At 72.2% G+C, this 26,276-nt stretch carries 12 protein-coding genes; 7 read left to right on the forward strand and 5 right to left on the reverse strand.

The window, feature by feature from the left end; genetic code table 11:
• Nucleotides 1-82: 82 nt before the first annotated feature.
• From ACZ50K_RS11460 to ACZ50K_RS11480, 5 genes are all read right to left on the reverse strand, one after another.
• On the reverse strand, nucleotides 83-1,084 hold the full coding sequence (locus tag ACZ50K_RS11460; protein ID WP_468900733.1) for a GDP-mannose 4,6-dehydratase: 1,002 nt from the start codon (nucleotides 1,082-1,084) through the stop codon (nucleotides 83-85).
• 118 nt (nucleotides 1,085-1,202) lie between these two features.
• Nucleotides 1,203-2,618, reverse strand: coding sequence for a hypothetical protein (locus ACZ50K_RS11465; protein ID WP_468900735.1), 1,416 nt, complete (start codon nucleotides 2,616-2,618; stop codon nucleotides 1,203-1,205).
• Entirely contained in the window at nucleotides 2,615-4,204 is a 1,590-nt protein-coding gene (pelF, locus tag ACZ50K_RS11470; RefSeq protein ID WP_468900738.1) for a GT4 family glycosyltransferase PelF, read from the reverse strand. The genes ACZ50K_RS11465 and pelF overlap by 4 nt, the downstream gene beginning before the upstream one ends.
• Before the next feature lie 85 nt (nucleotides 4,205-4,289).
• Complete coding sequence (locus ACZ50K_RS11475; RefSeq protein ID WP_468900741.1) at nucleotides 4,290-6,434, reverse strand: hypothetical protein; 2,145 nt, start codon at nucleotides 6,432-6,434, stop codon at nucleotides 4,290-4,292.
• 281 nt (nucleotides 6,435-6,715) lie between these two features.
• Nucleotides 6,716-7,240: a hypothetical protein gene (locus tag ACZ50K_RS11480; RefSeq protein ID WP_468900743.1), complete on the reverse strand. Its 525-nt coding sequence runs from the start codon at nucleotides 7,238-7,240 to the stop codon at nucleotides 6,716-6,718.
• Between the two features lie 385 nt (nucleotides 7,241-7,625).
• Between ACZ50K_RS11480 and ACZ50K_RS11485 the strand changes: the two genes are divergently transcribed.
• The 7 genes from ACZ50K_RS11485 to ACZ50K_RS11515 all read left to right on the forward strand — a co-directional run bounded on the left by ACZ50K_RS11485 (nucleotide 7,626) and on the right by ACZ50K_RS11515 (nucleotide 26,241).
• On the forward strand, nucleotides 7,626-11,741 hold the full coding sequence (locus tag ACZ50K_RS11485) for an NACHT domain-containing protein (RefSeq protein ID WP_468900746.1): 4,116 nt from the start codon (nucleotides 7,626-7,628) through the stop codon (nucleotides 11,739-11,741).
• A complete protein-coding gene (locus ACZ50K_RS11490) occupies nucleotides 11,738-14,059 on the forward strand; it encodes a glycosyltransferase (protein ID WP_468900749.1) in 2,322 nt (773 codons plus the stop codon). Before ACZ50K_RS11485 ends, ACZ50K_RS11490 begins: the two co-directional genes overlap by 4 nt.
• 182 nt (nucleotides 14,060-14,241) lie before the next feature.
• The gene (locus ACZ50K_RS11495) at nucleotides 14,242-23,058 is read left to right on the forward strand and encodes a SpvB/TcaC N-terminal domain-containing protein (RefSeq protein WP_468900752.1); all 8,817 of its coding nucleotides are present in this window, start codon (nucleotides 14,242-14,244) and stop codon (nucleotides 23,056-23,058) included.
• On the forward strand, nucleotides 23,027-23,515 hold the full coding sequence (locus ACZ50K_RS11500; protein ID WP_468900754.1) for a hypothetical protein: 489 nt from the start codon (nucleotides 23,027-23,029) through the stop codon (nucleotides 23,513-23,515). Before ACZ50K_RS11495 ends, ACZ50K_RS11500 begins: the two co-directional genes overlap by 32 nt.
• A gap of 89 nt (nucleotides 23,516-23,604) precedes the next feature.
• A complete protein-coding gene (panD, locus tag ACZ50K_RS11505; protein WP_468900756.1) occupies nucleotides 23,605-24,024 on the forward strand; it encodes an aspartate 1-decarboxylase in 420 nt (139 codons plus the stop codon).
• A gap of 30 nt (nucleotides 24,025-24,054) precedes the next feature.
• Entirely contained in the window at nucleotides 24,055-24,417 is a 363-nt protein-coding gene (locus ACZ50K_RS11510; protein ID WP_468900757.1) for a GNAT family N-acetyltransferase, read from the forward strand.
• A gap of 546 nt (nucleotides 24,418-24,963) precedes the next feature.
• Nucleotides 24,964-26,241, forward strand: a complete 1,278-nt coding sequence (locus ACZ50K_RS11515; RefSeq protein WP_468900759.1) for a transglycosylase family protein — start codon at nucleotides 24,964-24,966, stop codon at nucleotides 26,239-26,241.
• Nucleotides 26,242-26,276 lie beyond the last annotated feature (35 nt).

The following is a 26,276-nucleotide window of genomic DNA, read 5'->3' on the forward strand; positions in this document are numbered from 1 at the left end:
CTCATGGGTCGCTTGGACGTTGAGTGACGTGGGGATTTCGGTTCGTGGGGTGTGCGCAGCCCGTGGCGGGCGGCACCGGCCGTCAGATGTTGTAGATGCCGGTCTTGTAGCGGGCCAGGTTCGCCGGATCGCGGAAGAACTCCACGGTTGCCGCCAGGCCCTGCTCCAGGGAGTGGGCCGGCCGCCAGCCGGTGGCGGCGGTCAGCCGGCTCGCGTCGGCGACCAGCCGCATCACCTCGGAGGCGGCGGGCCGCAGCCGGTCGGGGTCCTCGCGGACGTCGATCGGCACCTCCATCACCTTGCCGATCAGCGCGACCAGGTCACCGACCGAGATCTCGCCCCCGGTACCGGAGTTGAAGGTCCGGCCCACCACCTGTTCGGCGGGCGCGGTGCCCGCCGCCAGGAAGGCCTGGGCGGTGTCCTTCACATAGCTGAAGTCCCGGGTGGGCCGCAGGTCGCCGAGGGTGATGGTGCGCTCCCCGGCCGCGACCTGCCCGATGACGGTGGGGATGACCGCGCGCATGGACTGGCGCGGACCGTAGGTGTTGAACGGCCGCAGGGTCACCACCGGGGTGCCGAAGCTCGCGTGGTAGCTGTCCGCCAGCCGGTCCCCGCCGGCCTTCGAAGCGGCGTACGGGGACTGGGTGTTGATGGGGTGGTCCTCGGTGATCGGCACGGTCTGCGCGGTGCCGTAGGTCTCGCTGGTGGAGGTGTGCACCAGCCGGGGGGTGCCGAGCGCCCGGACCGCCTCCAGCACGTTCAGGGTGCCGGTCACATTGGTGTCCACATAGCTGTGCGGCGCCCGGTAGGAGTACGGGATGGCGATGAGCGCGGCCAGGTGGTAGGCGGATTCGGCGCCTTCGAGGAGCCCGCGGACCGGCCCGGGGTCCCGGACGTCGCCGAGGACGATCTCGACCCGGTCCAGCACCTCCGGCGCCAGGGTCTCCAGCCAGCCGTAGGAGGAGAAGGAGTTGTACTGGACCATGGCCCGGACCCGGAGGCCCCGGGCGACCAGGGCCTCGGTGAGGTGGGAGCCGATGAAGCCCTCGGCCCCGGTGACGGCGGCGAGCGGTGCGGAGGTCAACTGAGTGTGCCTTTCGACGTGGTGGCGGTTCAGTGGTGGCGGTTCAGTGGTCGCGGTTCAGTGGTCGCGGTTCGGTGTTCGCGGTTCGGGCGAGTGGGAAGAGGTCGTGGAGCCGGGGTCAGGAGTGCCGGGCCGGGCGGCCCAGCACCCAGAGGGCGCATCCGGCCAGGGCCGCGGCGGCCGCCCCGAAGGCCGGGCCCAGGACCTCCGGCTCCGGCACCGGGGCGAGCACGGTGGCGGCCCCCGCCCCGCCGGCCGCCAGCAGGCAGATCAGGGCCGGCGGCCAGGCCACCCCGAAGGCCTGGAGCAGCAGCGCGGTCCACAGCGCCGCCCCCAGCAGCATCAGCGCGGCCGGCCCGGCTCCGGTCAGCAGCGCCACCGGCAGCAGGAGCAGCACATAGGCGCAGAGGCAGAATCCGAGGACCCCGGCCGAGCGGAGCAGGAACCCCAGCGGGGTGGCGGCGGCGCCGAGGGCGCCGACGGACAGCCCGCGGAACCGGTAGAGCAGCCATTCGGCCGGTCCCATGCTCACGGTCAGGGCGATCACCGCGTACGGTTCCTGCCGCCCCTCCAGCAGCACCAGCACCGCCGCGGACAGCCCGAACAGCCCGTACGGCAGGGACCGCAGCAGCGGCGGCCGGCCCCCAGGGTCCCCGGCGGCCGGGACGGCGTACGCGGCGCGCAGCGCCCAGGCGGTGGCCGCGAGGGTGGCGAGCAGGGCCAGCGCCGGGAGCCCGACCCGGGCCGGGGTGCCCGGCTCCCGCCAGGCCAGCGCGGCGGCCCCGACCAGGAGCGGGCTGAGCGCCCCCAGCAGCATCCGCTCCCGGCCCAGCACCAGCAGCACCCCGGCGGCCGCCAGGTACACCGACTGGGCGGCGGCCGCCCAGGTCACCGGGGCGCCCCCGGACACGGCCGCGGCCGCCCCGGTGGCCAGCACCGCCCCGGCCGGGGCCCCGACCAGCAGGGTCCGGGCGGCCTCCCGCCGTCCGGCGACCATCCGCAGGTACGCCCGGTGGCCGAGGGCCTGCCCCCAGGCCCAGGAGACGATGCCGGCGGTGACCAGCGCGGCCGCCTGCCGGCCGGGGTCCCACAGCGGGGCGGTCAGCAGATAGGCCAGCCCGGGGAGGGCGAAGAGCACTCCCCGCAGCAGGCAGCGCACATGGTCCGGCCGCCAGGGGTCGGCGGCGGCCCGGGCGGGCTCGGGGAAGACCCGGGGCACCCGTTCGTAGAGGGCGGTGGCCAGGGAGAAGATGTTGGAGTGCCCGTACCGTTCGCGGATCACGTCGGCGGACAGGCCCTCCGCCTCCAGCAGCGCGGCCACCTCGTAGGGATGGACGGCGGGGCCGACCCGGTCGGCGAGATCGGCGGCGAGCCGGCTGACCTCCTCCTCGTTCGGGCCGAATCCGCCGGGCAGCCGGAGCGCCAGGGTGGACTCCCAGCGGCGGCGCGGGGCGCGGGTGCCGGGCTCGGCCAGCCGCAGCGCCAGGGTGTCCTGGTGCGAGCCGCCCGGTTCGAGGGAGATGGGCCCGCTCATCCGGCCATGCTTCCGGTCCGGCCGGGCAGCGGCTGCGCGGGCAGCGGTTCCAGCGGCAGCGGGGTGACCGGGCTGGTGACCGGGACCAGGCCGGCGGTCGCCGGCTGCGGGGTCCGGGCGGTCCGGGAGGTCCGCGCGGCCCGGTCGAGCTCGGGCAGTTCCAGGTAGATGGACCGGAAGGTGTCGATGGTCTGGCGCAGGGTGAACTGCTCGATCACCCGCAGCCGGGCCGCCTCGCCCATGGCCGCCCGCCGCGGCGGGTCGCCCAGCAGTTCCAGGGCGGCCCGCGCCATCGCGGCGGGGTCGCGGGGCGGCACGACCAGACCCGCGTCGCCCACCGCCTCGCGCACCCCGCCCACATCGGTGGACACGGTGGCCCGCCCGCAGGACATGGCCTCGATCAGGGTGAACGGGAAGCCCTCGCTGATGCTGGACAGCATCACCACGTTGCCCGCCGCGTAGGCGTCCTTGATGTCGTCCACCCGGCCCTCGAAGGTGACGGCGTCGGCGTGCCCGAGCTCGGCCGCCAGCGCCTCGCACCGCTCCCGGTAGGCCTCGCCGCCGCGCGGGGTGCCGCCGAACAGCCGCAGCCGGGCCTCCGGGATCCGCTCCCGGACCAGCGCGAAGGCCCGGATCAGGGTCTCCAGGTCCTTGATCGGGTCGACCCGGCCGGCCCAGCTCAGGGTCGGGGCCGCCGGCTCCGGGCCGGCCGGCGGGAACGCGGCCGGGTCCACCCCGTTGTAGACCGTGCGGATGGCCTGCGGGTCGGCGCCGCCCTCCTCCTCCCACAGCCGGTTGTACCGGTTGCCGGGGGTGATCAGGGCGGCCCGGCGGTAGCTCTCCTCCGCCAGCAGCCGGAAGAAGCCGAGCACCACGGCCTTGACCGGCCAGCGGTACGGCGCCGTCCGGTAGCCCAGATAGCGTTCCCGCAGGTAGACCCCGTGCTCGGTGAGCAGCAGGGGCACCTGGTGCCGGTCCAGCGCGGCCAGTCCCGGGAGTACGGCCACCCCGCCGCTGACCGCGTGCGCCACCCCGTGCTCGGGCGGCGGGGAGGCCAGCGGGCGCAGGGCGTGCTCCAGCAGCGAGGTGGCGGTGAGCGCGTCGTGCAGGGTGGGCCGGGCCTCGCGGACCGCGAGCCCGGGGCGGTTCCACACCCCGGCGAGGACGGCGATGGCGTGGTCCCCGCGGAGGAAGGGGCTGAGTGCCCCCTCGGCGGCGGCGCGCGCCATGGCGTACAGGGCCGGGCCGAACCCGGCCTCGGCGCGGGGGTCGAGGAGTGCGGTCAGGAACTGCTCGTAGGCCTCGGACAGCCGGCGCTGGGCGCGTCCTCGGGGGGCGCGGCCTTCCGGCGGTGCGCCCCACATGGGGACCGAGGTGACGCCCAGGACGTGTCCGGGCAGGTCCCACACGACGGGTTCGCGGCCGGTTCCGGTGACCGCGATGACCTGGAAGTCGATGTCCGGCATGCCCTGGACGAGCTGGTCGCACCAGACGCTGACGCCGCCGTGACTGTGCGGGTAGGTGCCTTCGGTGAGCAGGGTGACGTGCGTCGCGCCGATGCGTCGCGCGCCGGGATGAACGTGCATGCGGGGGCTCCACGGCCAGTGTGTGGGGGTGGTGGGTCGGTCCCGGCCGCGCTGCGGCGGCCGGGACCTGCGGGCGTACGCCGGGTCAGCGCCGGTCGGTGCCCGCGCTGTCCTCGCGCACGGCCGCGGGAACCCGGGTGCCCGGGGCGGGGACGGTCGCCGGGACGTGCCGGGCCGCGGCCGGGGCGGCCGGGGCCGCGGGTGCCGAGGCGGGCAGGGCGAACGTCAGCGGCGTACCGGCCGATGCGGTCCAGCCGGAGGCCCGGCCGGCGTACGGGCTGCCGAAGGCGGCACCGCCCCGTGTGGTGCCGGTGGGCAGGGTGGCGGTCACGTCGACACCGTTCGGTGCGGTGACGGTCACGGTGTCGCCGATCCGGTAGGCGTTCACCTGGCCGGACTGGACGGCGGTCTTCCAGGCGCCGCGGCGGCGCAGTTCGGCGCCGATGTCCTTCATCCGCGGGTTGACCAGCGGGGTGTTGGCCTCGAAGAGGGCGTTGTAGCCGTCGACGACCCCGTTGAGCACCGGGTAGGCGAGGCGCTCCTCGGCCAGGTTGGACTGGTGGATGAAGTGCGGCTTGGGGTCGCCCGCCAGAACGTGTCCGAGGGCGGTGCGGATCTCCTGCGGCACGATGTGGCCGGCGTAGCCGGTGGCCGGGTCCAGCGGTGCGGGCAGGCAGGTGGTGGTGTCCGCGTGGTCCTCGCAGATGCCGCTGCCGCCCTGGGCCCGGGAGGTGTAGATCCAGTTGTACTCGTCGACCGCCTCGGCGGCCGTCCCGACGTTGTAGTAGACGTTCATCGGGTAGCGGGCGACGGTGGAGGCGGCGCCGACCGAACGCTGCTCGGGGTCACGGGAGTTGTCGGAGGCCAGCCACTTGATCCCGTTGGAGTTCAGCGCCGGGGCCAGGTTGGGGTTGTCCTGCGGCTGCTGCGGCAGGACGGCCATCCCGGAGTGCTCCCCGGTGACCAGCTCGTCGTTCTGCAGCGGCAGGCCGAAGGACTGGCCCCAGACCCGGTTGAGGGCGATCTCGTCCTCGATGGCGGTCCGGCTGACCCAGCGGGTGCTGCCGTTGGCGTTGGTGGCGCACCGCCAGGGCACCACCGTGGTGTTCTGCTCGCAGCCCAGGAAGGCGTGCGTGTAGGTGTGGTTGATCCAGCGGAACTGGTCGCGGTCGGCCTGGAGCTTGTCGGCGAGCTCGTCGACCCCGTTGTTGTCCTCGCGCTGGTCGAGGCTGCCGGCCCCGTTGTAGGCCATGTCGAGGGTCAGACCGCGGCCGCTCTGCCAGGTCTTGGCGTACTCGGCGTCCGCGGCGGTCATCCGGATCGGGTTGGGCGTGCCGGCGCCGTTGGCGCAGTCCACGTCGCCGGGGGTGCAGTTGAGCTGGGTGTCCCAGCGGTCGTCGGCGGCGAAGACGTCGTCCACGTGGACGGAGAAGTGGTTGCGGGAGGAGCCCAGGTGGACCCCGCCGGTCATCCACTCCACGATGCCGCGGGCCAGCAGCCGGTACTGCTGCTGGTAGCGGTTGTAGACGAAGGTGACGACGAGTTCGCGGCGGCCGTCGTGCCGGTACTCGCCCACCAGGGAGCCCCGGCGGTTGCTGCCCGGGATCGGCGCGTCCACGTAGGTGGTGAAGTCCGCGCCGGCCGCCGGCTGGGCCAGATAGGCGTAACTCTCGCCCACGGTCGGGGAGTTGTCCTCGAAGGGCACGGCGCCCTTGAGGTAGCCGAAGGGTCCGGAGCGGCCGGCCGAGGTGACGGCGGCCTGGGTCCCGTCCACGCTGCCGGCGTAGCCGCCGGGGACGAAGTACTGCAGGCCCACCTGGGGGCGGGCGTAGGTGTAGGCGTCCACCTGGGGTATCGCGTACGTCTGTTCGTATGCGGTCAGGGCCGCCATCTCGGCCGAACCGGCCGCGAACGGGTTGTCGTTGGGCAGCACCACGGCCTGGTACTTGGCGCGCGGCCGGCCGTCCACGGTGTCGGCCAGGAAGGCCGGGTCGATGGTGGGCCGGTCCGCCCGGGTCAGGTCGATCTGGGTGTACGGGGTGCCGGACGACTCCAGTTCGGCCGCGATGGCCTGGACCGCCGGTCCGCCGTCGGTGACCACCAGCACCCGCAGGTCCACGCGGGGTGCGGGGGTGTCGGCCTGGGCCGCGGTGGCCGGCAGGCCGAGGGCGGCTATGAGGGCGCCCACGGATAACGCGGTGGTGCGGATGCTGCGCCTGCTTCGCTTCATGCGGTGAAATTCCCCTCCCCGGGAAAGGGGTTCGCGGCTCGCGCGAAGCGCACGCACCCCCGTGCGCCGCGCCGGTGCCCCCCTCAGGAACCGGTCGTCGACGCATCCGTCGGGTCACATGGTGGTGCCTCTGTGTAGCTTTCGTGGTGAAGTTGCGAAACCCGGCGGAAAATTATGGGTAACTCTTGCACCCGCTTTGCCGGACGACCCGCCCGCCGGAACGCGCGCGAGCCCCGTCCCGGCGGCCCGAAGGGCCTGCCGGAACGGGGCCTGAGGGTCCGTCAGGCGCAGGTCACGCGGGTCTCGGGGGTGAACACCGGACCGCCGCTCGTGCTGGTGCTGTCGCTGAACTCGGCGTAGTAGTAGGAGTAGAAGCCGATGTTCCCGTTGCAGCCGGAATCGGCTGCCACCTGGAGGGTCAGGGTCACGGTGCGGCTCTGGCCGGGCGGGATGGTGGCGCCGTAGTTGCCGCCGAGGTCGGACGGGCCGGTGCCGGCACAGGAGACGGGGCCGGAGGCGGTCGAGAGGCTGCACCCGGTGAAGCTGTACTTCAGGTCGGGGCGCTGGGTGGTGAGCCAGGTCGGGGTGATCGTCTGGTACACGAACCAGATGTCGTAGGTCTTGTTGTTGGTGAGCGTCATCGAGAGGTTCACCGTGCCGCCCGGGGTGGCGGTGGCGGAGCTGGTGGAGAACGAGAGCGATGCCGGGGCGGGGTCGGCGCTCGCGGCGGGCGCGAGGCCGAACAGGGCCAGGGCGAAGGCGAGGACGGTGGCGAGGCCGAGACGGCTCTTCAGGGGAGATCGCATGGCCCGGAGGCTAGGCAGTCGCCCGGTCCGCCGTCTGCCCCCGCCGGCGGCGGGGCGCGGCGGATCGGCCGGAAGTGTGTGCCCCGTGAAGGTCCCGCGATGATCCTGTGACGAACGGTCACGCGGTGTGTACAAGCAGCTTACAGGCGGTGCCGCCCGGGGTGGGGTGGGACCCCTGTGACGGATGGGAGTACGCCTGGCGTGAACCCCGGCGCACGCGATTGGCGCGTACCCCCACCCCGGCGGCCCTCAAGTCGCCGGGCATAGACCAGGGAGAAGTACCGGGCGGGTCGAGTAAGGGGATTGGGCCCACCGCCGGCCCGGGCAACCGGTATGAAGGACGCGGCCGGGGTGGCGGCCGGGACGGCGGGGATCGGGGGGCTGTGTGGCCAAGCGGGTGGATTCGGATGTCGTCTTCGGCGTCACGGGAGGGTTCGCGGCGGCCGCCGCCGTCGCCCTGTCCTCGTCGCTGGCCGCGGGAGCCGCGGCGGCGGCGGTGGCCGCCGCGGCCACCGGTGCGTCCGGCCTCGTGGCCGGGGTCATCGCCCTGCGGCGCTCGCGCCGGCAGAGCGGCATCGAGCTGCGCTACCTGCTCCGCATCAGGGAGTTGTGCTTCCCCGTCCCCGTGGGCACCGGGACCGGAAGCCTGGGCCCGGACCCGGGAGGATCCGAGCAGCTGTCCCGGGAGGACCTCCTGCCGGAGCGGGAGGTCGCCGATCCCGTGCGCCCGGGGCACCGGCCGTTCTCGTCCTACCTGGCGAAGCCGAAGCCGGTCGTCCTGACCCTGGTCGGAGCCCCGGGAGACGGCAAGACCTACCTGGTCAAGCGGTTGGCGGCACAGGTCCTGGGGGGCGAGCTGAAGCCGCCCAGGGAGATCCCGGTCCTGCTGAACCTGCCGGACTGCGTCCCCGCCACCCTGCCCGGTTCGGGTGGGGACCTCGTGGGGCTCGTCGGCGCCTCTCTCGGCGAGAGTCCGGGCGGCGCCTGGGACCGGTGGTTCGGGCGGCGCCTGCGCGAGGGACGGTGCCTGGTGCTGCTGGACGGGCTGGACGAGGTCCCGGCCGGCTTGCGGGGCCATGTGTCGGGCTGGCTCACGGAGCAGGTGGCGAAGTATCCGCGCAACGACTTCCTGGTCACCACCCGGAGCCTGCCGGACCGCTGGCTGCCCGAAGTCGATGCCACGACCCTGACCCTCCAGCCCCTCACGGACGAGCAGATCACCGAGTACCTGAGGCGTCGGCTGCCCCATCTGGACCGGGCGGCGCTGCGCGCCCGTCGGGAGCTGCTGGAGCTGGTGCGCACCCCGGCGCTGATCGCCGCGCTGGTGCGCGTCCACGAACGGACCCGCACGCTGCCCAGCAGCCCGGCGGTCCTCTACGGAGAGCTGCTCAGACGCCTGCTCCTGGAGGCCCACCGCACCGAGGGCGACCCCTCGGACCTGTCCGCGGCACGGAAGGCCGCGGTCCTGCGCGTACTGGCCCTGGCCATGACGGAGGACGGGCTCGACCGGGCGAGCGAGGCCGAGTGCGTCCACACGATCCGGCAGACCCTGCGGAAGTCCAGCCCCCTGCGACCGGAGCAGTTCCTGGACGTGATCGTCGGAGACGGCGTCCTGGTCCGGCGGCCCGGGGGCGACCTGGCCTTCGCCCACCGAGGCTTCCAGGACTACCTCGCCGCCGAGCAGATCCGCACCCAGGGATCCGTCCGGCCGCTGGTCGAGCACATGGAGGAATCCCGGTGGAGGGACATCATCCTCGCCTGGGCCGCCTCCTCGGACGCGAGCCTCTTCATCGAGGCCTGCCTCCGGCGCGGTACGGAGCAGACGCTGCGGCTGGCCCGCGACTGCGCCGAGGTGAGCCCGCAGATCGACCCCGAGCTGCGCCCGATGCTGTCCCGGCGACGCCCGCAGCCCGGTGCCGGGGACACCACGGACCCGCTGACCGCGTTCGTGGAGAGCGGCCGCTCGGCTCCGGCGAAGGAGCTGCTGGCGCGGGCCCGCCACGGCGGACGGCCGGTCGGACCCGACGAGATCGACTCGCTGCTGGCACGGACGCGCTCGCGGGCCGGCCACGAGTCCACCGAGGCGGACGCCGAGGCCCTCTTCTCGGCCGCCGTACTGGCCGCCGAGGGGGGCCACCACCGGGCGGCGGCCGCCCACCGCCTCAAGGGCCTGATCGCCCTGGCGCACGCCCTGCGCGGACGGAGCCTCGTCTCCTCCCGGGAGCTGGCCCTCGCCGCACTGCGCAACCTCGACCCGGACCGGCCGGACGCCGCCGACGTACGGGCCGCCTGCCTCGCCTACCTCGGCTCGGCCGCCGACCCCGCGGACCGGGAGGAGTGCGCGGAGGCGGTCCGGGCCGCCTGCCGCGAGGCGGACGCCCACGCCACCCCGCTGCTGGTCCCCCTGGCCGCCACGCACCGCAAGGCAGCCCTGCTGGTCGCCGAGGCCTTGCGCGGGGACACCGAACTGGCCCGGAGCACGGGGGAGGCCCTCGGCACCGGTCCGCGAGGGGCTGAGAGCGTGGCCGACTGGGACACCGCCGTCGACGCGTGGCACCGCAAGCGCCGCGAGCTCGTCCACCAGTTCAGCGGCCTGGCCCGGCTGGAACTGGAGGCCGAACCGCTGCTGCACGCCCGGGAACTGGTGGCCGAACGGCTGGAGCAGGGGCCGCCGATGGCTCCCGAACTGGAGGGGCTCGGCCGGGCGCTCGACCGGCTCGACAAGTTCCTGCGGTGCGCGCCCTTCGACCAGCGGGACGCCGCACTGCGGGCCGCGGCCCGGCAGGCGGGGATGGTGCGGGACGCCGTGCGCGCCGCCCCGACGGAGCTGTCCGTGGAGCTGGCCGAGCCCGCTGCCGTACGGATCGAGGAACTCGTGGCGGCGCACCGGAGCCGGCTGGTCCGGGAACACCCGCCCCGGCCCCGGATCGCCCCGGCCCTGCCCGCCGCCCGGATCGTCGGCCGGACCGTCACCGTGCCGGTCGAGGTGGCCAACGAGGACGAGCGCAGCGCCCCCGTCGAGGAGGCCTGGCTCACCCTCTCGGGAGACTCGGGAGACTCGGGAGATCCGGCCGTCCTCGTCCCGGTCCACGAGCGGACCGAGGTGCCGGCACCGGTGCCGGGCGGGGCGGCGACCACCGTGCTGGTGCGGCTGGAGCTCGCGGAGGGGGCACAGGATCTCGCCGAGATCACGGTGGTGGTCGGGCTGCGGTACCGGCTGCGCGACGGCGTGGAGACGGGTGCCCGAGGGGTCGCACTGACCCTGCCGCTGGACCGGGGCCACCGCAAGATCCATCCCAACCCCTACTCGAACGGCAACACCGGACTGCCGCTGAAGGACCCCGCCATGCTCTTCGGCCGGGACGAACTGATCGACAAGGTGCGCACCACCTTGTGCGAGGTGTCCGAACCGGGGGCCTGCGTCGCCTTCTTCGGCCAGAAGCGCACCGGCAAGTCCTCGATCGCGGAGGAGCTGATGCGAAGGCTCTCGACGATCGACGGGTTACCGGTGGTGAACGCAGGGAACCTGGGCCCACTGGGGCCGCTGGGGAAGCCCGAGAACGAGGAGGAGAGCCGGATCGTCCAGGCGAACCTGCTGGGCACCCTGCTGTGGCGGATCATCGAGGGGGCCGACGACACGATCAAGGACGGACGCCGCCTGATCCCCGAGGGCTTCGACCGCAGGACACTGATCGAGAGCCCGGACCCGGTCGGTGACTGCGCCCGCCTCTTCCGGAAGTACCGGGCCGCCCGGCCCGGTTGCCCGCCCTGGGTGGTCGTCATCGACGAGTTCCAGTTCGTGGACCTGTGGATCCGGAGCGAGCTCGTCCCGCCGTCCTTCATGCAGACGTTCAAGGCGATCGCCGAATGCCGGCTGTTCCACTTGGTGCTGGTGGGGCAGAACCAGGTGGAGCGCCTGATCGAGGAGGACCCGAACGCCTTCGGCGTCCTCGGCCTCGAACGGGTCACCTACCTGGCCGAGGCCGACGCGCGGGAACTGATCCGGCGGCCGATCCTGCTGGCCACCGCGGAGGGTTCGGTCACCCGGTATCACGAGCGGGCCGTCGACGAGATCCTCCGGCTCACCGGCGGGAACCCCTTCTACATCCAGAAGATCTGCTTCCAGCTCGTCCAGCAGATGAACAAGGAGCGGGCCACCTGGGCCACGGACGCCGATGTGCGCCAGGCCAAGCAGCACCTGCTGGACAAGCTGGAGCACAGGGACTTCGACGGTCTGGACTCGCCCGACGCCGGCGACGAGCGCTGGACCGCCGAGCAACTGAGCGCCGCCTTCGTCGCCGTGGCCTGGGCCTGCGCGGACGGGCCCGCATCGCCCGAGGGGATCCGGCGGTGCCACGAGGGGGAGCTCGCCCCACAACTCCTGGACCACCTGGTCTCCCGCGAGGTCGTCCGCCGGGTCGGCGACCGGTACGAGTTCGTCGTAGGACTGTTCGAGGAATGGCTGCGGCGGTACCGCCCTGCCGCGAAGGGACGCCCGTGAGCACTGTGAACCCGTACGACGGCGCGGGCGGGGAGCCGGCCGGCGAGGGCTTCGTCGAGCGGACCGGACCGGTCGACGAGATCGAGGCGGTGTGGAGCACCGGAGGGCGGCCGAGGACCCTCAGCGTCCTCGGGCAGCTGAAGTTCGGCAAGACCAGCGTCGTCGAGCAGGCGCTGCGCCGGATCGGCCGCACCGACCTCGCGGTCGTCCGGCTCTCCGTGGTGGAGCTCGACTCCGTCTTCGGTCTCTTCCGTGCCCTCACGAGCGCGGTCACCGCCCGGTTCCCGGACCTGCCCGGCCTGGACCGGCTGGATGCCAACGTACGGAACGCGCACGGCTGGTACGACCTGGAGAACGCCGTCACCAGCTACTTCGCCGCCGTCCGTTCGGGAGGGGGCAACGTCCTGCTCGTCCTCGACGAGTTCGACCGCGCGTCCTGGGTGCTGGTCGACCTCTCCGGCTACCAGCTGCTGCGTTCACTCGTCACCGAAACCAAGTACTCCATGGGGCTGGTGACGCTCTCCCGCCGCTCGGTTTTCGAGATCGAGGAGGACGCGGCCGGCGGGTCACGTCTGGACGGCGTCATGTCCTACCGGTGCCATGTGGGCCTGCTGGAACCCGAGGAGGTGTCCGAGTTCCTCGCCCCGGCGGCGGCCGCCGGGATCGACCTGGAGGCGGTCCGTCCGGAGCTCCTCGCCCGGTCGGGCAGCCACCCGTACCTCCTGGGGATCCTGTGCAGAAGGGTGGTGCAGGAGTCCCTGACGACCGGCACGGTCGACGTCCCGAAGGCGTACGAGCTGGAGACCGCGGCCTTCCGGACGTACTTCGACCGCCTCATCGAGCAGGTCGAACTGGAACTGTCCGGGCACGGCGCCGCACTGCTCCGCACGGTCGCCTGTGGCGAGGAGATCCCCGACAGTGCCGCCGAGAGCGTCCAAGTCCTTCTCAACAAGGGGGTGTTCATCCGTGACGGCGACTCCGTCCGACTGTTCTCGGCCGAGTTCGCCTCCTACCTCGGCGCGGCACCCGCCCCGGCGCCGGCCGCGGAACGGGAATCCGTCTCGGCGCGGACCGCGGCCCCGGCGCCACGTACGGACCGGCCCGGCGGGCGGCGGTGCACCGCCCTGGTCGTCGCCACCGAATGGGGATCCGCGCACGGCGGGCTGAGCACCTTCAACCGCGAGCTCTGCCTCGCCCTGGCCCGGGAAGGGGTCACTGTCCTGTGCCTCGTCCTGCAGGCCGACGCCGCGGAGGTCGCGAAGGCCGACAAGGCCGGAGTGAAGGTCCTGACATGCCAGCGCCGGCCAGGAGACACCGAGATGGTCAGCATGATGCGTCCGCTGGAGCTGCCCGAGGGCGTGGTTCCCCATCTGGTGATCGGGCACGGGCGCATCACCGGTCCCGCCGCCCAGGCCCAGGCGGAGGCCTTGGCGAGGGTGAATCCGAAGAAACTGCACTTCGTCCACATGGACCCCGACGAGACCGAGTGGCTCAAACTCGACCGGCAGCACGACGCCATGGAGCGAGCCGACAGCCGGAAGAAGATCGAGTTGAGCCTCGGCCGGGCCGCGGACCGGCTCGTCGCGGTCGGACCCCGACTGTGGAACCGCTTCACCGGTCACCTGTCCAGGCCGGAGGACGTCGAACCGCTGCGCTTCGACCCGGGCTTCGACCTCACCGACCCCCGCCTGCGCAAGATCCCGAAGGGGGAGCCGCTCACCATCCTGCTGATGGGACGTGCCGAGGACGCTCACCTCAAGGGCCTCGACATCGCGGCGAAGGCCTGCGGGCGGGTGGCGCGCTGGCGCCGCGCCCTGTCCCAGGCGCTGCCGGAGATCGAACTCGTGGTCCGGGGCGTGCCCGAGGAACTGGCGGAGGGCCAGATGGGGCAGCTGCGGGCATGGGCGGACAACGGGCGGCTGGGCATCGTCCTGCGCCCCTACACCACGGACCCCGAGGACCTGCAGAGCGACCTCCTCAGGGCGAGCCTCCTCATCATGCCCTCCCGGGCCGAGGGCTTCGGCCTCGTCGGGCAGGAGGCCGTGAAGGCCGGCACCCCGGTGCTCCTCTCCGAGCCCAGCGGGCTCGGAAGGCTGCTGAAGGACGTGCTCAAAGACGAGGAACGCGCCGCCCGGTACGTCGTCCCCATGGAGGGCCAGCTGGAAACCGACACCGAGACCTGGGCCCGGATGATCAACGACGTGCTGATGCACCGGGATGCCAGATTCGCGGAGGCGGAAAAGCTCCGCGTCGAGCTCGCCGGGAAGCTCCCGTGGTCCCGGGCGGTCGACGAGCTGCTCACCGACGTCGGGTTCTGAACCGCCCGGACCCCCCGTTGCCGGATCGTTACCGCCCCTGCGGGCGTTGTCCGGAAAGCCTGTCGGATCGGTCCGGCTCTCGAACTACCTTCCGGTAGGACAGGGGGCGGAAGGTCGTGGGACGGCCCGTGCCCCGGGGGGATGTCCGGCGGTACGGGGGCTTTGTGATGACTGTCCGACGCTTGATCCGCGGCAGAACGGGAGTGACCGTCCTCCTGGCCATGGTGCTCACCACGGCCGGGCTGACCTCGCCCGAGCTGATCCGCGGTGCCGCCGCCGCGGTGCCGGACGCCGGCTCGGCGGTCACCGGGCCGGAGGGGCCCGAGGGCACCTCCTTCAACCCGAACCAGATCAAGGACATCAAGGCGGCCGACCCCGGCTCCGGGGTGAACCTGATCGAGGCCCCCTCGGCGAACAACAGCGGCGACGCACGGCTGTCGTACCCGCTGGAGGTGCCGAAGGGCCGCGCCGGGCTCCAGCCGAGCCTGGCCGTCAACTACAACTCCTCCGGCGCGAACGGATGGCTCGGCGCCGGCTGGGACCTCGCCACCCCGACCGTCACCGTCGACACGCGGTGGGGAGTGCCCCGCTACGACGCCGGACTGGAGACCGAGACCTATCTGCTCAACGGCGAGCAGCTGACCCCGGTCGCGCACCGCGGCCCGTTGCGGGCGCGCACCGCGGAGAAGGTGTTCCACCCGCGGGTGGAAGGCGCCTTCGACCGGATCGTCCGCCACGGCGACAGCCCCGCGAACTACTGGTGGGAGGTCACCGACAAGCAGGGCGTCCGCACCGTCTTCGGCGGCACCGCCGACAGCACGCTGGCCGACGACAAGGGGCGCGTCGCCACCTGGGCGGCGCGGGAGGTCCGCGACCGCAGCGACAACGTGCTGCGCTACCGGTACGCCAAGGTGGCGGACGGCGGCACGGCCGGTTCCACGGTGCCGGGCCGCGAGCTGTACCCGCGGAAGATCACCTACACCGGCCGCGGGGACACCGACGGCAGGTACTCGGTGACCTTCCTCCGGGACCGCGACCGCGGCGAACCCCGCCGGGCGGACGTGCGGATCGACGCCAAGTACGGTTTCAAGAAGGTCACCGCGGACCTGCTGCGCCGGGTCGAGGTCAAACTGGACGACACACTGGTCCGCGCCTACGAGCTGAACTACCGGACGGGCGCCTTCGCCAAGACGCTGCTCACCTCGGTGTCCCAGTTCGGCGAGAACGACCAGCTGTTCAACACCCACACCTTCGACTACTTCGACGAGGTCCGCGACCCGTCGGGCAACTACCACACCTTCTCCGAGGCCGCCCGCTGGTCGGTCCCGGACGACGACCTCGGGGTCAACATCCGGGAGGGCGAGGCCAGCGCCATCTCGGCCAACACCTCGGCCGGCTTCGGCGCGCACCTGTTCGCCGGCTACAACGTGCAGGGGCTGCCGGCCAAGGAGGGTTCCGTCGGGCTGAAGGTCGGCTTCAACGCCGGCCAGTCCGACGGCCTGTCGACCCTGGCCGACGTCAACGGGGACAACCTGCCGGACAAGGTGTTCCGCAAGAACGGCGAGGTGTTCTACCGGCCCAACCTGGCCGCCCCCGGCGGCGCGGCCAGGTTCGGCGACACACCGGTCAAGCTCACCGGCCTCCCCGGCATCTCCACCGAGCGCACGCTGTCCGGCACCATCGGCATCGAGTCGTACGTGCTCACCACCTCCGCCCAGCTGGACTTCGTGGGCACCACGACCACCTCGGACCGGTTCTTCGGCGACGTCAACGGCGACGGCATCACCGACCTGGTCAACAACGGCGGCGTGCTCTTCGGCTACCTGGACGAGAACGGGCGGCCCGCCTACAGCGCGGACTCCGCCCGGACCCCCGTCCCGATCGGGTCCGGCGAGGTGACCGGCCAGATCGTCGGCGACCAGACCGCCCAGTTCAACCAGCAGGTGGACAACTCGCCGCTGCTGGACTCGGTGCGCCGCTGGGTGGCCCCGTACGACGGCACCGTCCGGGTGGACGGTGCCGTGCAGCTGACCCGGGACCCCTCCCCGGCCCGGGCCGCCTACACCAAGGCCGACGGGGTGCGGGTCACCGTCCAGCACAAGGACACCGAGCTCTGGGCGCAGCGGATCGGCCCGGAGGACCACACCGAGTTCACCCCGGGTAACGTGGCCTCGGTGGCCGTGAAGAAGGGCGACGCGCTCTACTTCCGCACCCAGTCCGTCCTGGACGGCAAGTACGACACGGTTGCCTGGGACCCGGCGATCACCTACACCGGTCTGCCGGCCGGCACCGACGCGAACGGGCTGCCCACCACCGTGTTCCGGGCCTCGGCCGACTTCACCTTCGGCGGCCGGCCCTCCCTGGTGACCGTGCCGGTGAACGGCACGCTGCGGCTCACGGGCGACGTGGTCAAGAACAAGGCGACCTCGGACGACGTGACCGTCGTGATCGAGAAGGGCAACGGGGTCCACCCGGGCACCGAGGTGTTCCGCAAGGTGCTGCCCGCCGCGTCCACCGGCACCACCGGGATCGACCTGAGCATTCCGGTCAGCATGTTCGAGAAGATGTCGTGGAAGCTCAGGACCGACTCCCCGATCGACAGTTCGGCGGTGAGCTGGGCGCCGAAGGCGCACTACACGGCCGCGCAGGGGGTCGAGTCGGTCGTCGACGCGGCCGGGAACCCCACGCTGGTGATCACCCCGCCGTACGACATGAACCTGTACCCCGCGGACACCCTCACCGCCCCCCAGCAGTCCTTCAAGGCCACCAGGACCGGCCAGTTGAAGGTGCGGCCGAAGCTCTCGTTCAACTTCAGCCTGCTCGGTGACGCCAAGATCGCGTTGACGGTGAAGAAGCGCGGCGGACAGCTGCTCGGCAAGCGGGTCTTCCAGGCCAAGGACACCTTCTTCGGCGGCCCCAACCTGGACCTGACCGTCCCGGTCACCGCCGGCGACGACCTCTACATCGACTACTCGACGACGGAGACCGGTCTGCTCGGCACGCTCGTCGAGCAGTCCGCCTCGGTCACCCACGACGTGGCCTCGTCCTGGCCGGCCTTCACCCCGGCGCCCAGCGCCATGCACGCCTCCGTCGGGCAGGGCGCCTTCGCCCAGCCCTACCGCGGCTGGGGCGTGATCGGCTACCAGGGCAACCGCGACCGCGCCACCCAACCGCTCAAGCAGGCCGAACTCACCCTGGACCAGAGCTTCAGGGACGCCCTCCCCAAGGAGCCCAAGGAAGCGGACGTCCCGGGATTCACCGCGAACCCCCGGCTCACCATGCCCCGGCTGGCGGTGTTCGCCCCCGTCCCCGCCAAGGGCGGCTGGGCCGCGCAGGACGAGTCCTCCTGGATCAGCGCCGCGATGGCCACCAGTTCCCGCCTCGGCGCGGACACCATCGACGTCGTCACCGACGCCGACGTGGCCGGCGACCGGGCGGTGATGCGCCGCGGGGTCACCGGCCAGGTGTCCGCCACCCTCGCGGCGGGCCCGTTCGGCGGCACCGTGGTCGGCGGGATCACCGCGGGCTCGGTCGACTACCTGGACCTCAACGGCGACGGCTACCCCGACGTCGTGGGTGCCAAGGAGATCCAGTTCTCCGACATGACCGGCGCGCTCGGCGCCACCCGCGGCACCCTCGGCGGCAACGTCCGCGAGGCCGACAACGTCTCCGGCAACGTGGCGCTCTCCGCGGGCAGCGAGTCCGCCACCATCGCCAGCGCCCTGGGCATGGCCGCCCCCGACGCGGGCACCAGCGCCAACACCGCCAGCACCGGCGCGGTCCAGCCCTCGCTGGGCATCGGCGGCAGCCTCGGCGGCGGCGAGTCCGACGTCCGCGTGGACCTGATCGACATCAACGGGGACGGGCTGCCGGACAAGGTGTTCGGCAACGGCGACGCCCAGCTGAACCTCGGCTACTCCTTCGCCGCCCGCGAACCCTGGTCGGCCGGACCGATCAACGACGCGTCCACCCGCAACGTCGGGGTCAACCTCGGTTTCAACGTGGACCGTTACGGTTTCGCGGGCGGGGTGTCCGCGGAACTCGGCACCTCGTACACCAACGCGAGCATGACGGACGTCAACGGCGACGGCCTCACCGACCGGGTGTTCACCGACGGCGCCAACCCGATCAAGGTCTCGGTCAACACCGGCACCGGCTTCACCGCCCCGGCCCCGTTCCGCGGCAGCTTCCCCGAGATCGCCGTGGACAAGAACGCCAGCCTCGGCGGAGGCGTCTACTTCACCGTCGGTCTGCCCACCCCCGTCGGCGTGTTCGTCTTCAACCCCGGCGCCAACGTGTCCACCGGCATCAGCCGGGCCGAGACCAGCCTGCGGGACGTCAACGGCGACGGACTGGCCGACCACGTCCGGTCCACCCGGGACGACGAACTCCTCGTCGCGGCCAACAAGACCGGCCGCACCAACCTGCTGCGCTCGGTCAGCCGGCCGATGGGCGCCCGCATCGACCTGGACTACACCCGCACCGGCAACACCGCCGCCATGCAGGAGAGCCGCTGGGTGCTCTCCCGCACCTCGGTGTTCGACGGGCACGCCGGTGACGGCGCCGACACCCGGCTGACCACCTTCCGCTACGAACAGGGCCGGCACGACCGCCTGGAACGCGAGTTCCTCGGCTTCGGCCGCGTGGTGACCGAGAGCCGCGACACCGCCGCGGGCGACAGCGTCCGCCGCACGGTCACCGACGAGTACCGCACCGACGGCTATGTGGGCCGCGGCCTGCTCACCCGCACGCTGACCGAGGACGGCGCCGGCCGCCCGTACGGCGAGACGCTCCAGACCTACCGGCTGCTCGACACCGCCACCGACCGGGAGGCCGACCCCAAGAGCGCGACCGCCACCGTCTTCCCCCAGCTCACCCGGGTCGAGGAACGGCACTACGAGGGCGCGGCCACCGCGGCGAAGTCCACCCGCACCGACCTCTCCTACGACGAGTACGGCAATGTCACCCGCACCCTCGCCACGGGTGACGAGGGGACAGCGGACGACCTGGAGACCGTCTTCGGCTACAGCGGCACCGACCCGCGCTGCCGCGACCGGCACCTGGTCGGCACCGCCGACACCGTCCGGCAGACGGCCGCGGCCACCGGCACGCTCCTGCGGCACCGCGAATCCACCGTCGACTGCGAGACCGGCACCGTCCGCCAGGTGCGCGAGTACCTCGACGCGGACACCGCGGCCGTCTCCGACCTGACCTACCACCCGGACGGGAACCTGAGATCGGTCACCGGCCCGGCCAACGCGAAGGGCCAGCGCTACACCCTGGAGTACGGCTACGACAGCACCGTCGGCGTACACGTCGAGTCCGTCGAGGACAGCTTCGGCTACCGCTCGACCACGGCGTACGACCTCAAGTACGGCCTGCCCGAACGGAGCACCGACCACAACGGCCAGCCGCTCCGGATGTCCTACGACAGCTTCGGCCGGCTCCACACGGTGACCGGCCCCTACGAGAAGGACGGCGACCGGGCCACCATCACCTTCGGCTACCACCCCGAGGCGCCCGTCCCGTACGCCACGACCGAGCACCTCGACCGCACGGCCACCGGCGTCCGCGAGGACACCATCGACACCGTCACCTTCGGCGACGGCCTGGGGCGGGTCCTGCAGACCAAGAAGGACGCCTCGGTGTCCGCCGCGCCCGGGACCGCGCCCACCCCGATGATGACGGTCTCCGGCCGGCTGAAGTTCGACTCCCTCGGCCGCGCCGTGGAGAAGTACTACCCGGTCACCGAGGACAAGGGCGCGGCGAACACCACCTTCAACGCCGCCTTCGACCCGGTGGCACCCACCAAGGACACCTTCGACGTCCTGGACCGCTCGGTCCGGACCGTGCAGCCGGACGGCGTCACCACCACCACCGGATACGGCTTCGGCGAGGACCGGGCGGGCACGACCCGCTTCGAGCGGACTGCCACCGACGGCAACGGCAGGGAACTCCGCACCTACACCGACCTCCGGGGCGCCACGACCGCGGTCAAGGAGTTCGACGGCCCCACGGCGATCTGGACCAGCTACGCCCACGACCCCATGGGCCAGGTCACGACGATCACCGACGACCAGGGCAACGTCACGCGCGCCGGCTACGACGCACTGGGCCGCCGGATCTCCTTCGACAGCCCGGACGCCGGCCGCTCCGAGACCCGCTACGACCTCGCCGGGAACGTCACCTCGAAGACCACACCGAAGCTGCGGGCCACGGGCGGGGCCGTCGAGTACGACTACGAGTACTCGCGGCTGAAGGCCGTCCGCTACCCGACGTTCCCGGAGAACGACGTCTCCTACACCTACGGGGCCCCCGGTGCACCCGACAACGCGGCCTCCCGCGTCACCGAGGTCCACGACGCGGCCGGAACGGTGAAACGCGCCTACGGGGCGCTGGGCGAGGTGACCGAGGAGACCCGCACGATCACCGCGGTCCACGACGCCCCGCGCACCTACACCACCAACTGGCGCTACGACGCCTTCAACCGCGTGCTGCGGATGACCTACCCCGACGGCGAAGTCCTCACCTACGACTACGACTCGGGCGGCCAGGTCGCCCGGGCCACCGGATCCAAGAACGGCACCGGCTACACCTATCTGGACCGCGTCGACTACGACAAGTTCGGGCAGAAGATCCTCCAGCGGACCGGCAACGGGGTCCGCACCACCTACACCTACGACGCCGAGGACCGCCGGCTCGCGGCACTGAAGTCCGCGGCGCCGGACGGAACCGCGTTCCAGGACCTGGGCTACACGTACGACCGGATCGGCAACATCACCTCGCTGGCGAACAGCGTGCCGCGGGGCGGGAACATCGGCGGCCCCAGCAGCCAGACCTACGGATACGACGACCAGTACCGGCTCACCTCCGCGTCCGGCCGCTACACCGACAAGAACGACGCGGTCAACACCTACACCCTGAGCCTGGGCTACGACTCCATCCACAACACCACCAGCAAGACACAGACCCACCAGGTCACCGGCGGCACCCCGGCCTTCCCCGTCGGGGGAGGCGCCGGGACCGGCCCGATCGAACCGGTCGAGGACCCGTCCAACCCCACCGACGTCCAGGACCGGACCAGCTACGCCTACACGTACACCTACGACGGCGCCCGACCGCACGCCCCGACCAGGGTCGGCCCCGTCGACCACGGCTACGACGCGAACGGCAACCTGACGAGCACGGTCAACACCGCCGCCGCCGGCAAACGCCGGCAGTACGTGTGGGACGAGGAGAACCGCCTCGTCTGCAACCAGGACACCGCCACCGGCACCCTCGCCCAGGACCCGGGCGGCTGCGCCGCCGCCACCGTCTCCTACGTCTACGACGACAAGGGCGACCGCCTCGTCAAGCGGAGCGAGGACGGGCTGTCGCTCTACCCGAACCGGTACTACAGCGAGCGCGACGCCACCGGCTACAAGCACGTGTTCGTCGGCGACAGCCGGGTGACCACCAAGGCCGTCGCGACCACCGGCACCGAGGACGCGCAGCAGTTCTTCCACGCCGACCACATCGGCTCCTCCGGCTACGTCACCGATGCGCGGGGCAAGGTCACCGAGCACCTGGAGTACTTCCCGTACGGGGAGACCTGGGTGGAGGAACGGACCGGACAGGCGGACACGCCCTACCAGTTCACCGGCAAGGAACTCGACCCCGAGACCGGCCTCTACTACTACGGAGCCCGGTACTACAACCCGCGGACCCAGCTGTGGGCGAGCCCCGACCCGGCGCTGCCCGACTACCTCGACGGCGGCATGGCGGGCGGCATCGCCGAGCCCCGCAACCTCGCCGCGTACACCTACACCCACAACAACCCGGTCAAACTCGTCGACCCGACCGGCAAGTGGCCGAAGATGCCCTCGTGGAAGACCGTCGGCCACACCGCCCTCGACGTGGTCGGCATGGTCCCCGTCGTCGGCGAGGTCGGCGACCTGGCCAACGCGGGCTGGTACGCGGCCGAAGGCGACGCCCTCAACGCCGGCCTCTCCCTCGCCTCGGCCGTCCCCGGCGCGGGCTACGCGGCGAACGCCGCCAAGTACGGCAACAAGGCGCTGGACGCCGCCCAGGCGGCCAAGAACGCCAACAACGCCGCAGACGCGGCGACCACGGCGAAGGCGGCCGACACCGCACCCGTACCCAAGGCCGCGGACAGCCCTCCCGCACCCAAACCGGCGGACAGCGGAACCGCCCCCAAGGCCGCCGACAACGGGGCGGGCAGCTGCGGCACCGGCAACAGCTTCACCCCGGACACCAGGGTGCTGATGGCCGACGGCACCGACCAGCCCATCGACCAGGTCCGCACCGGCGACCAGGTCACCGCCACCGACCCGGTGACCGGCGAAACCGGCCCGCGCATGGTCACCGCCCTCATCACCGGCGAGGGCGACAAGAACCTGGTCGAGATCACCGTCACCACCCCCGGCGGCCGCCCCGGCAAGGTGGTGGCAACCGCCAACCACCCCTTCTGGGCCCCCGAACCCGGCAAGTGGCTCTACGCCAAGGAACTCCTCTCCGGCACCCTCCTCCAAACCGGCACCGGCACCCACACCCAGGTAACCGCCGTCCGCACCTGGACCCAGCACCAGCGGGTCCACAACCTCACGGTCGACGACCTGCACACGTACTATGTCGTCGCCGGTCGGACACCGGTTCTCGTTCACAACAGCGGGTGTGATCTTCCGCAGGGCTACACCTCTGCCCCGGGACTCAAGGGCGATCCGTACCATCCGGACTCCGTCGCGGCGCGAAGTGCGCAGAACCGGGACCTGTACGCCGGAACGCCAGGAGACAGGGCGGGGGCCCTTGGCTACAACACGAGAATCCCCCCGCAGAGGGCTCCGTTCGATTCGCATGGCCAGGTGGTCTTCTCGAACGGCAAGAACTACATTTCGCCGGATGTTGACGGGCACAATGTTTCGGACGGTTGGAAGATGTTCAACCGCAGGGGACAACGGATCGGTACGTATGACTCAGACCTCAACTACCTCAAGGAATAACCGATTTGCGATCGAAGTGATCGGCGGTCCCGCCTCGGAGGGTGGCGTCTCGTCGCCCTCTGCGGCAGTCGGTAGGGTCACGGTCGGTGATTTCTCGGAGTCATTCAGAATGGACCTCAGCTTCTGGACGGTGGCCGACTACTCTCGAAGTTGGGAGACAGCCTTGAGGGAGCTTGAGGTGAGCGAGGATTCGACTTCCTGTCTCATCTCTTCGATCACGGACCCGGAGACCGCCAACTTCATCTCCTGCTGGCCCATTTACCGGGACGGGGAAGAGGTCTGCGTGCAAAACGCGATCATCTTCCTGGACGACCTGGAAGAAAAGTTCGATCCGCAAAAGCCTTGGCGATACGTGGAGGGTCGAAGCACGGTTGACGAGGACGGGAACCGCATCTCCGAGTGGGCGACGACCATCACTCAGGTACGACAGTTTCGGGAGTCCCTGAAGACCCCGTAGCTCACGCCGTCGTCGAGCCTGCCGGTACAGTGCGGAGCGCCCTTGACCTGCAGGAGCAGGCAGGGAGCGTCGATCCGGGAGTGTTTCGCATGCTTCGTACCATGTTCAAGTCCAAGATCCACCGGGCTACCGTGACCCAGGCCGATCTGCACTACGTCGGCTCGGTGACCGTCGATGCCGGGCTCATGGAGGCGGCCGATCTGCTGCCCGGGGAGCTCGTGCACATCGTCGACATCACCAACGGTGCCCGGCTGGAGACCTATGTGATCGAGGGCGAGCGGGGATCCGGGGTGATCGGGATCAACGGGGCCGCCGCGCATCTGGTGCAGCCGGGGGACCTGGTCATCCTGATCAGCTACGCGCAGGTCGAGGACGCCGAGGCGCGGGCGCTGGTGCCGCGGGTGGTGCACGTGGACGAGGGGAACCGGATCGTGGAGCTGGGCGTGGACCCCGCCGCCCCGGTGCCGGGCACCGAGCAGCTCCGCAGTCCGCTCGCGGCGAGCCGCTGAATCGCCGATCGTCGAACCGAGGAGGCTGTCATGGCGGACAACCGCATCGAGAACATCGAGATCAGGGACGACCGCGCGACCGGCCGGCTGGGGGCGTTCGAGGGCGGGCGGCGGGCCGGGGTGATCGCCTACTTCGTGCTGGAGGACACCGCCCCCGGGGCCCTCGTCGCGGTGCACACCGTGGTCGAGACGGGGTACGAGGGCCGCGGCATCGCCGGGGAGCTGGTGCGGACCCTCTACGCCATGGCCGCCGCCGAGGGGGTGCCGGTGGTCCCGCTCTGCCCGTACGCGGCGGCCTGGGCCGCCAAGCACCCCGAGCTGGCCCCGGCCGCCCCGGAGGCGGCGGTGGCCGCCGCGCAGGCCCGGCTGGCCTCGGATTCCGCCCTCTGGTGAACCGCCCACCCCGCGGCGGCCGGGTCTTCCGGCCGCCGCGGGGGCATGTCGGCGGGATGCGGGGGAAGGCGCGGTGCATGTCCACGAACCTTCGTCCGCAGCCGTGGCCGCGACCGCTCCGACCGCTCGGTCAGAGCGAGCCGCCGCCCGGGCCCCCGCCCGACCCGGTGCCCAGCCCGGTGCCCGTGCCGGAACCCGTACCGGCCCCCGGCCCGGGGCCCGGGCCCGATCCCGCGCCGGTCCCGGTGCCGCCGCCCTCGCCCGGGCCGCCGCCCTTCCCCGATCCGGCGCCCCCGGCCCCCGCCCCGGTGCCCGAACCCGACCCGGTGCCCGCACCGCCCGGCCCCGCGCCCCAGCCGGCGCCCGAGCCCTGGCGCTGACCGGCTGACCGGCTGACCGGCTGACCGGCTGAACAACAGCGCCGGACCCTGCCGGTAAGCCCCAACTTCCCCTCCTGTGCGCGGGGTTGCGCCCCCTCATGCCCCTTGTCAGGTCCGTGCCGCGACGTTAGGTTGTGCGGTTCCTGATGTCTTCAAGGGGGCTCCCATGGGCGTACGGGGCCGGCACCGCCGGTACCAGCCGAGCAGCATCAACCGGACCTCGCTGGCCATCACCGCCGGCGGTGCGGGGATCGCCCTGCCGCTCGTCGCGGTGGCCCCGGCGGGCGCGGCCGGTACCGATGTCTGGAACAAGGTGGCGGCCTGCGAGTCCACCGGGAACTGGCAGATCAACACCGGCAACGGCTACTACGGCGGACTGCAGTTCAGTCAGTCCACCTGGCGGGCCTTCGGCGGCACCGCCTACGCCGCGCGCGCCGACCTGGCCACCAAGGACCAGCAGATCGCGGTGGCCGAGAAGGTCCTCAAGGGGCAGGGCCCGCAGGCCTGGCCGGTCTGTTCCAAGAAGGCCGGGCTGACCCGCGCCGGACAGGCCCCCCGGATCGACCCCGGCAGGACCACGACCGCCCAGAAGGCGAAGACCGCTCGGACCGGCAAGGTCACGGACGCCAGGCCCGCCGCGGCGAAGGCGGCCAAGACGGCCAGGGCCGCCGCGCCCCGCCCCACCGGTACCACCGTGCTGCCCAACCCGTACGTGGTGGCGCCCGGCGACTCCCTCTCCGGCATCGCCGGCGAGCAGCGGGTGGAGGGCGGCTGGCAGGCGCTCTACGAGACCAACCGGGCCGTGGTGGGCGCCGACCCCGACCTGATCTTCCCGGGGCAGCGGCTCACGCTGCGGGTCACCGCCGCGCCGCCGGCCGCCAAGCCGGCCCCGCGGCCCACCACCCCGCCGCTGGCCCGGGCGCCCAAGTCGAAGCCGGCCCTGCCGAAGACCGCGCCCAGGCCCGCCCCGGCACCCAAGGCGAAGGACATCGCCAAGCCGGTGCCGCTGAAGGTGAAGCCGATCGCCCGTAAGGTCTCCACCGGCTACACCGCCCCGGTGGACGCCGCCATGGGCACCGCCTACCGGGTGTCCGGCTCGCACTGGTCCAGCGGCTACCACACCGGGGTGGACTTCCCGGTGCCCACCGGCACCTCAGTCAAGGCCGTCGGCCCGGGCGAGGTCGTCTCGGCCGGCTGGGCCGGAGCCTACGGCTACCAGATCGTGATCCGGCACGCGGACGGGAAGTTTTCCCAGTACGCGCACCTGTCGGCGCTGTCCGTCCGGGCCGGCCAGCAGGTCGGCGGCGGTCAGCGGATCGCCCGCTCCGGCTCGACCGGCAACAGTACGGGACCGCACCTGCACTTCGAGGTACGGACGGGCCCCGGCTACGGCTCCGACGTCAACCCGCTCGGCTACCTCCGCGCCCACGGAGTGAGCATCTGACACCCGCGCGTGCGGCGGCACGGCCGTGAGCAGGA

This window comes from Streptomyces sp. NPDC033845, from assembly GCF_055576225.1.

Excerpts from the sequence above, each read along its gene's own strand:
- ACZ50K_RS11500 (WP_468900754.1), top strand. The coding sequence starts at position 23,027 with ATGACTCAGACCTCAACTACCTCAAGGAATAACCGATTTGCGATCGAA.
- ACZ50K_RS11475 (WP_468900741.1), bottom strand. The coding sequence starts at position 6,434 with ATGAAGCGAAGCAGGCGCAGCATCCGCACCACCGCGTTATCCGTGGGC.
- ACZ50K_RS11480 (WP_468900743.1), bottom strand. The coding sequence starts at position 7,240 with ATGCGATCTCCCCTGAAGAGCCGTCTCGGCCTCGCCACCGTCCTCGCC.
- ACZ50K_RS11510 (WP_468900757.1), top strand. The coding sequence starts at position 24,055 with ATGGCGGACAACCGCATCGAGAACATCGAGATCAGGGACGACCGCGCG.
- pelF (WP_468900738.1), bottom strand. The coding sequence starts at position 4,204 with ATGCACGTTCATCCCGGCGCGCGACGCATCGGCGCGACGCACGTCACC.
- panD (WP_468900756.1), top strand. The coding sequence starts at position 23,605 with ATGCTTCGTACCATGTTCAAGTCCAAGATCCACCGGGCTACCGTGACC.
- ACZ50K_RS11515 (WP_468900759.1), top strand. The coding sequence starts at position 24,964 with ATGGGCGTACGGGGCCGGCACCGCCGGTACCAGCCGAGCAGCATCAAC.
- ACZ50K_RS11465 (WP_468900735.1), bottom strand. The coding sequence starts at position 2,618 with ATGAGCGGGCCCATCTCCCTCGAACCGGGCGGCTCGCACCAGGACACC.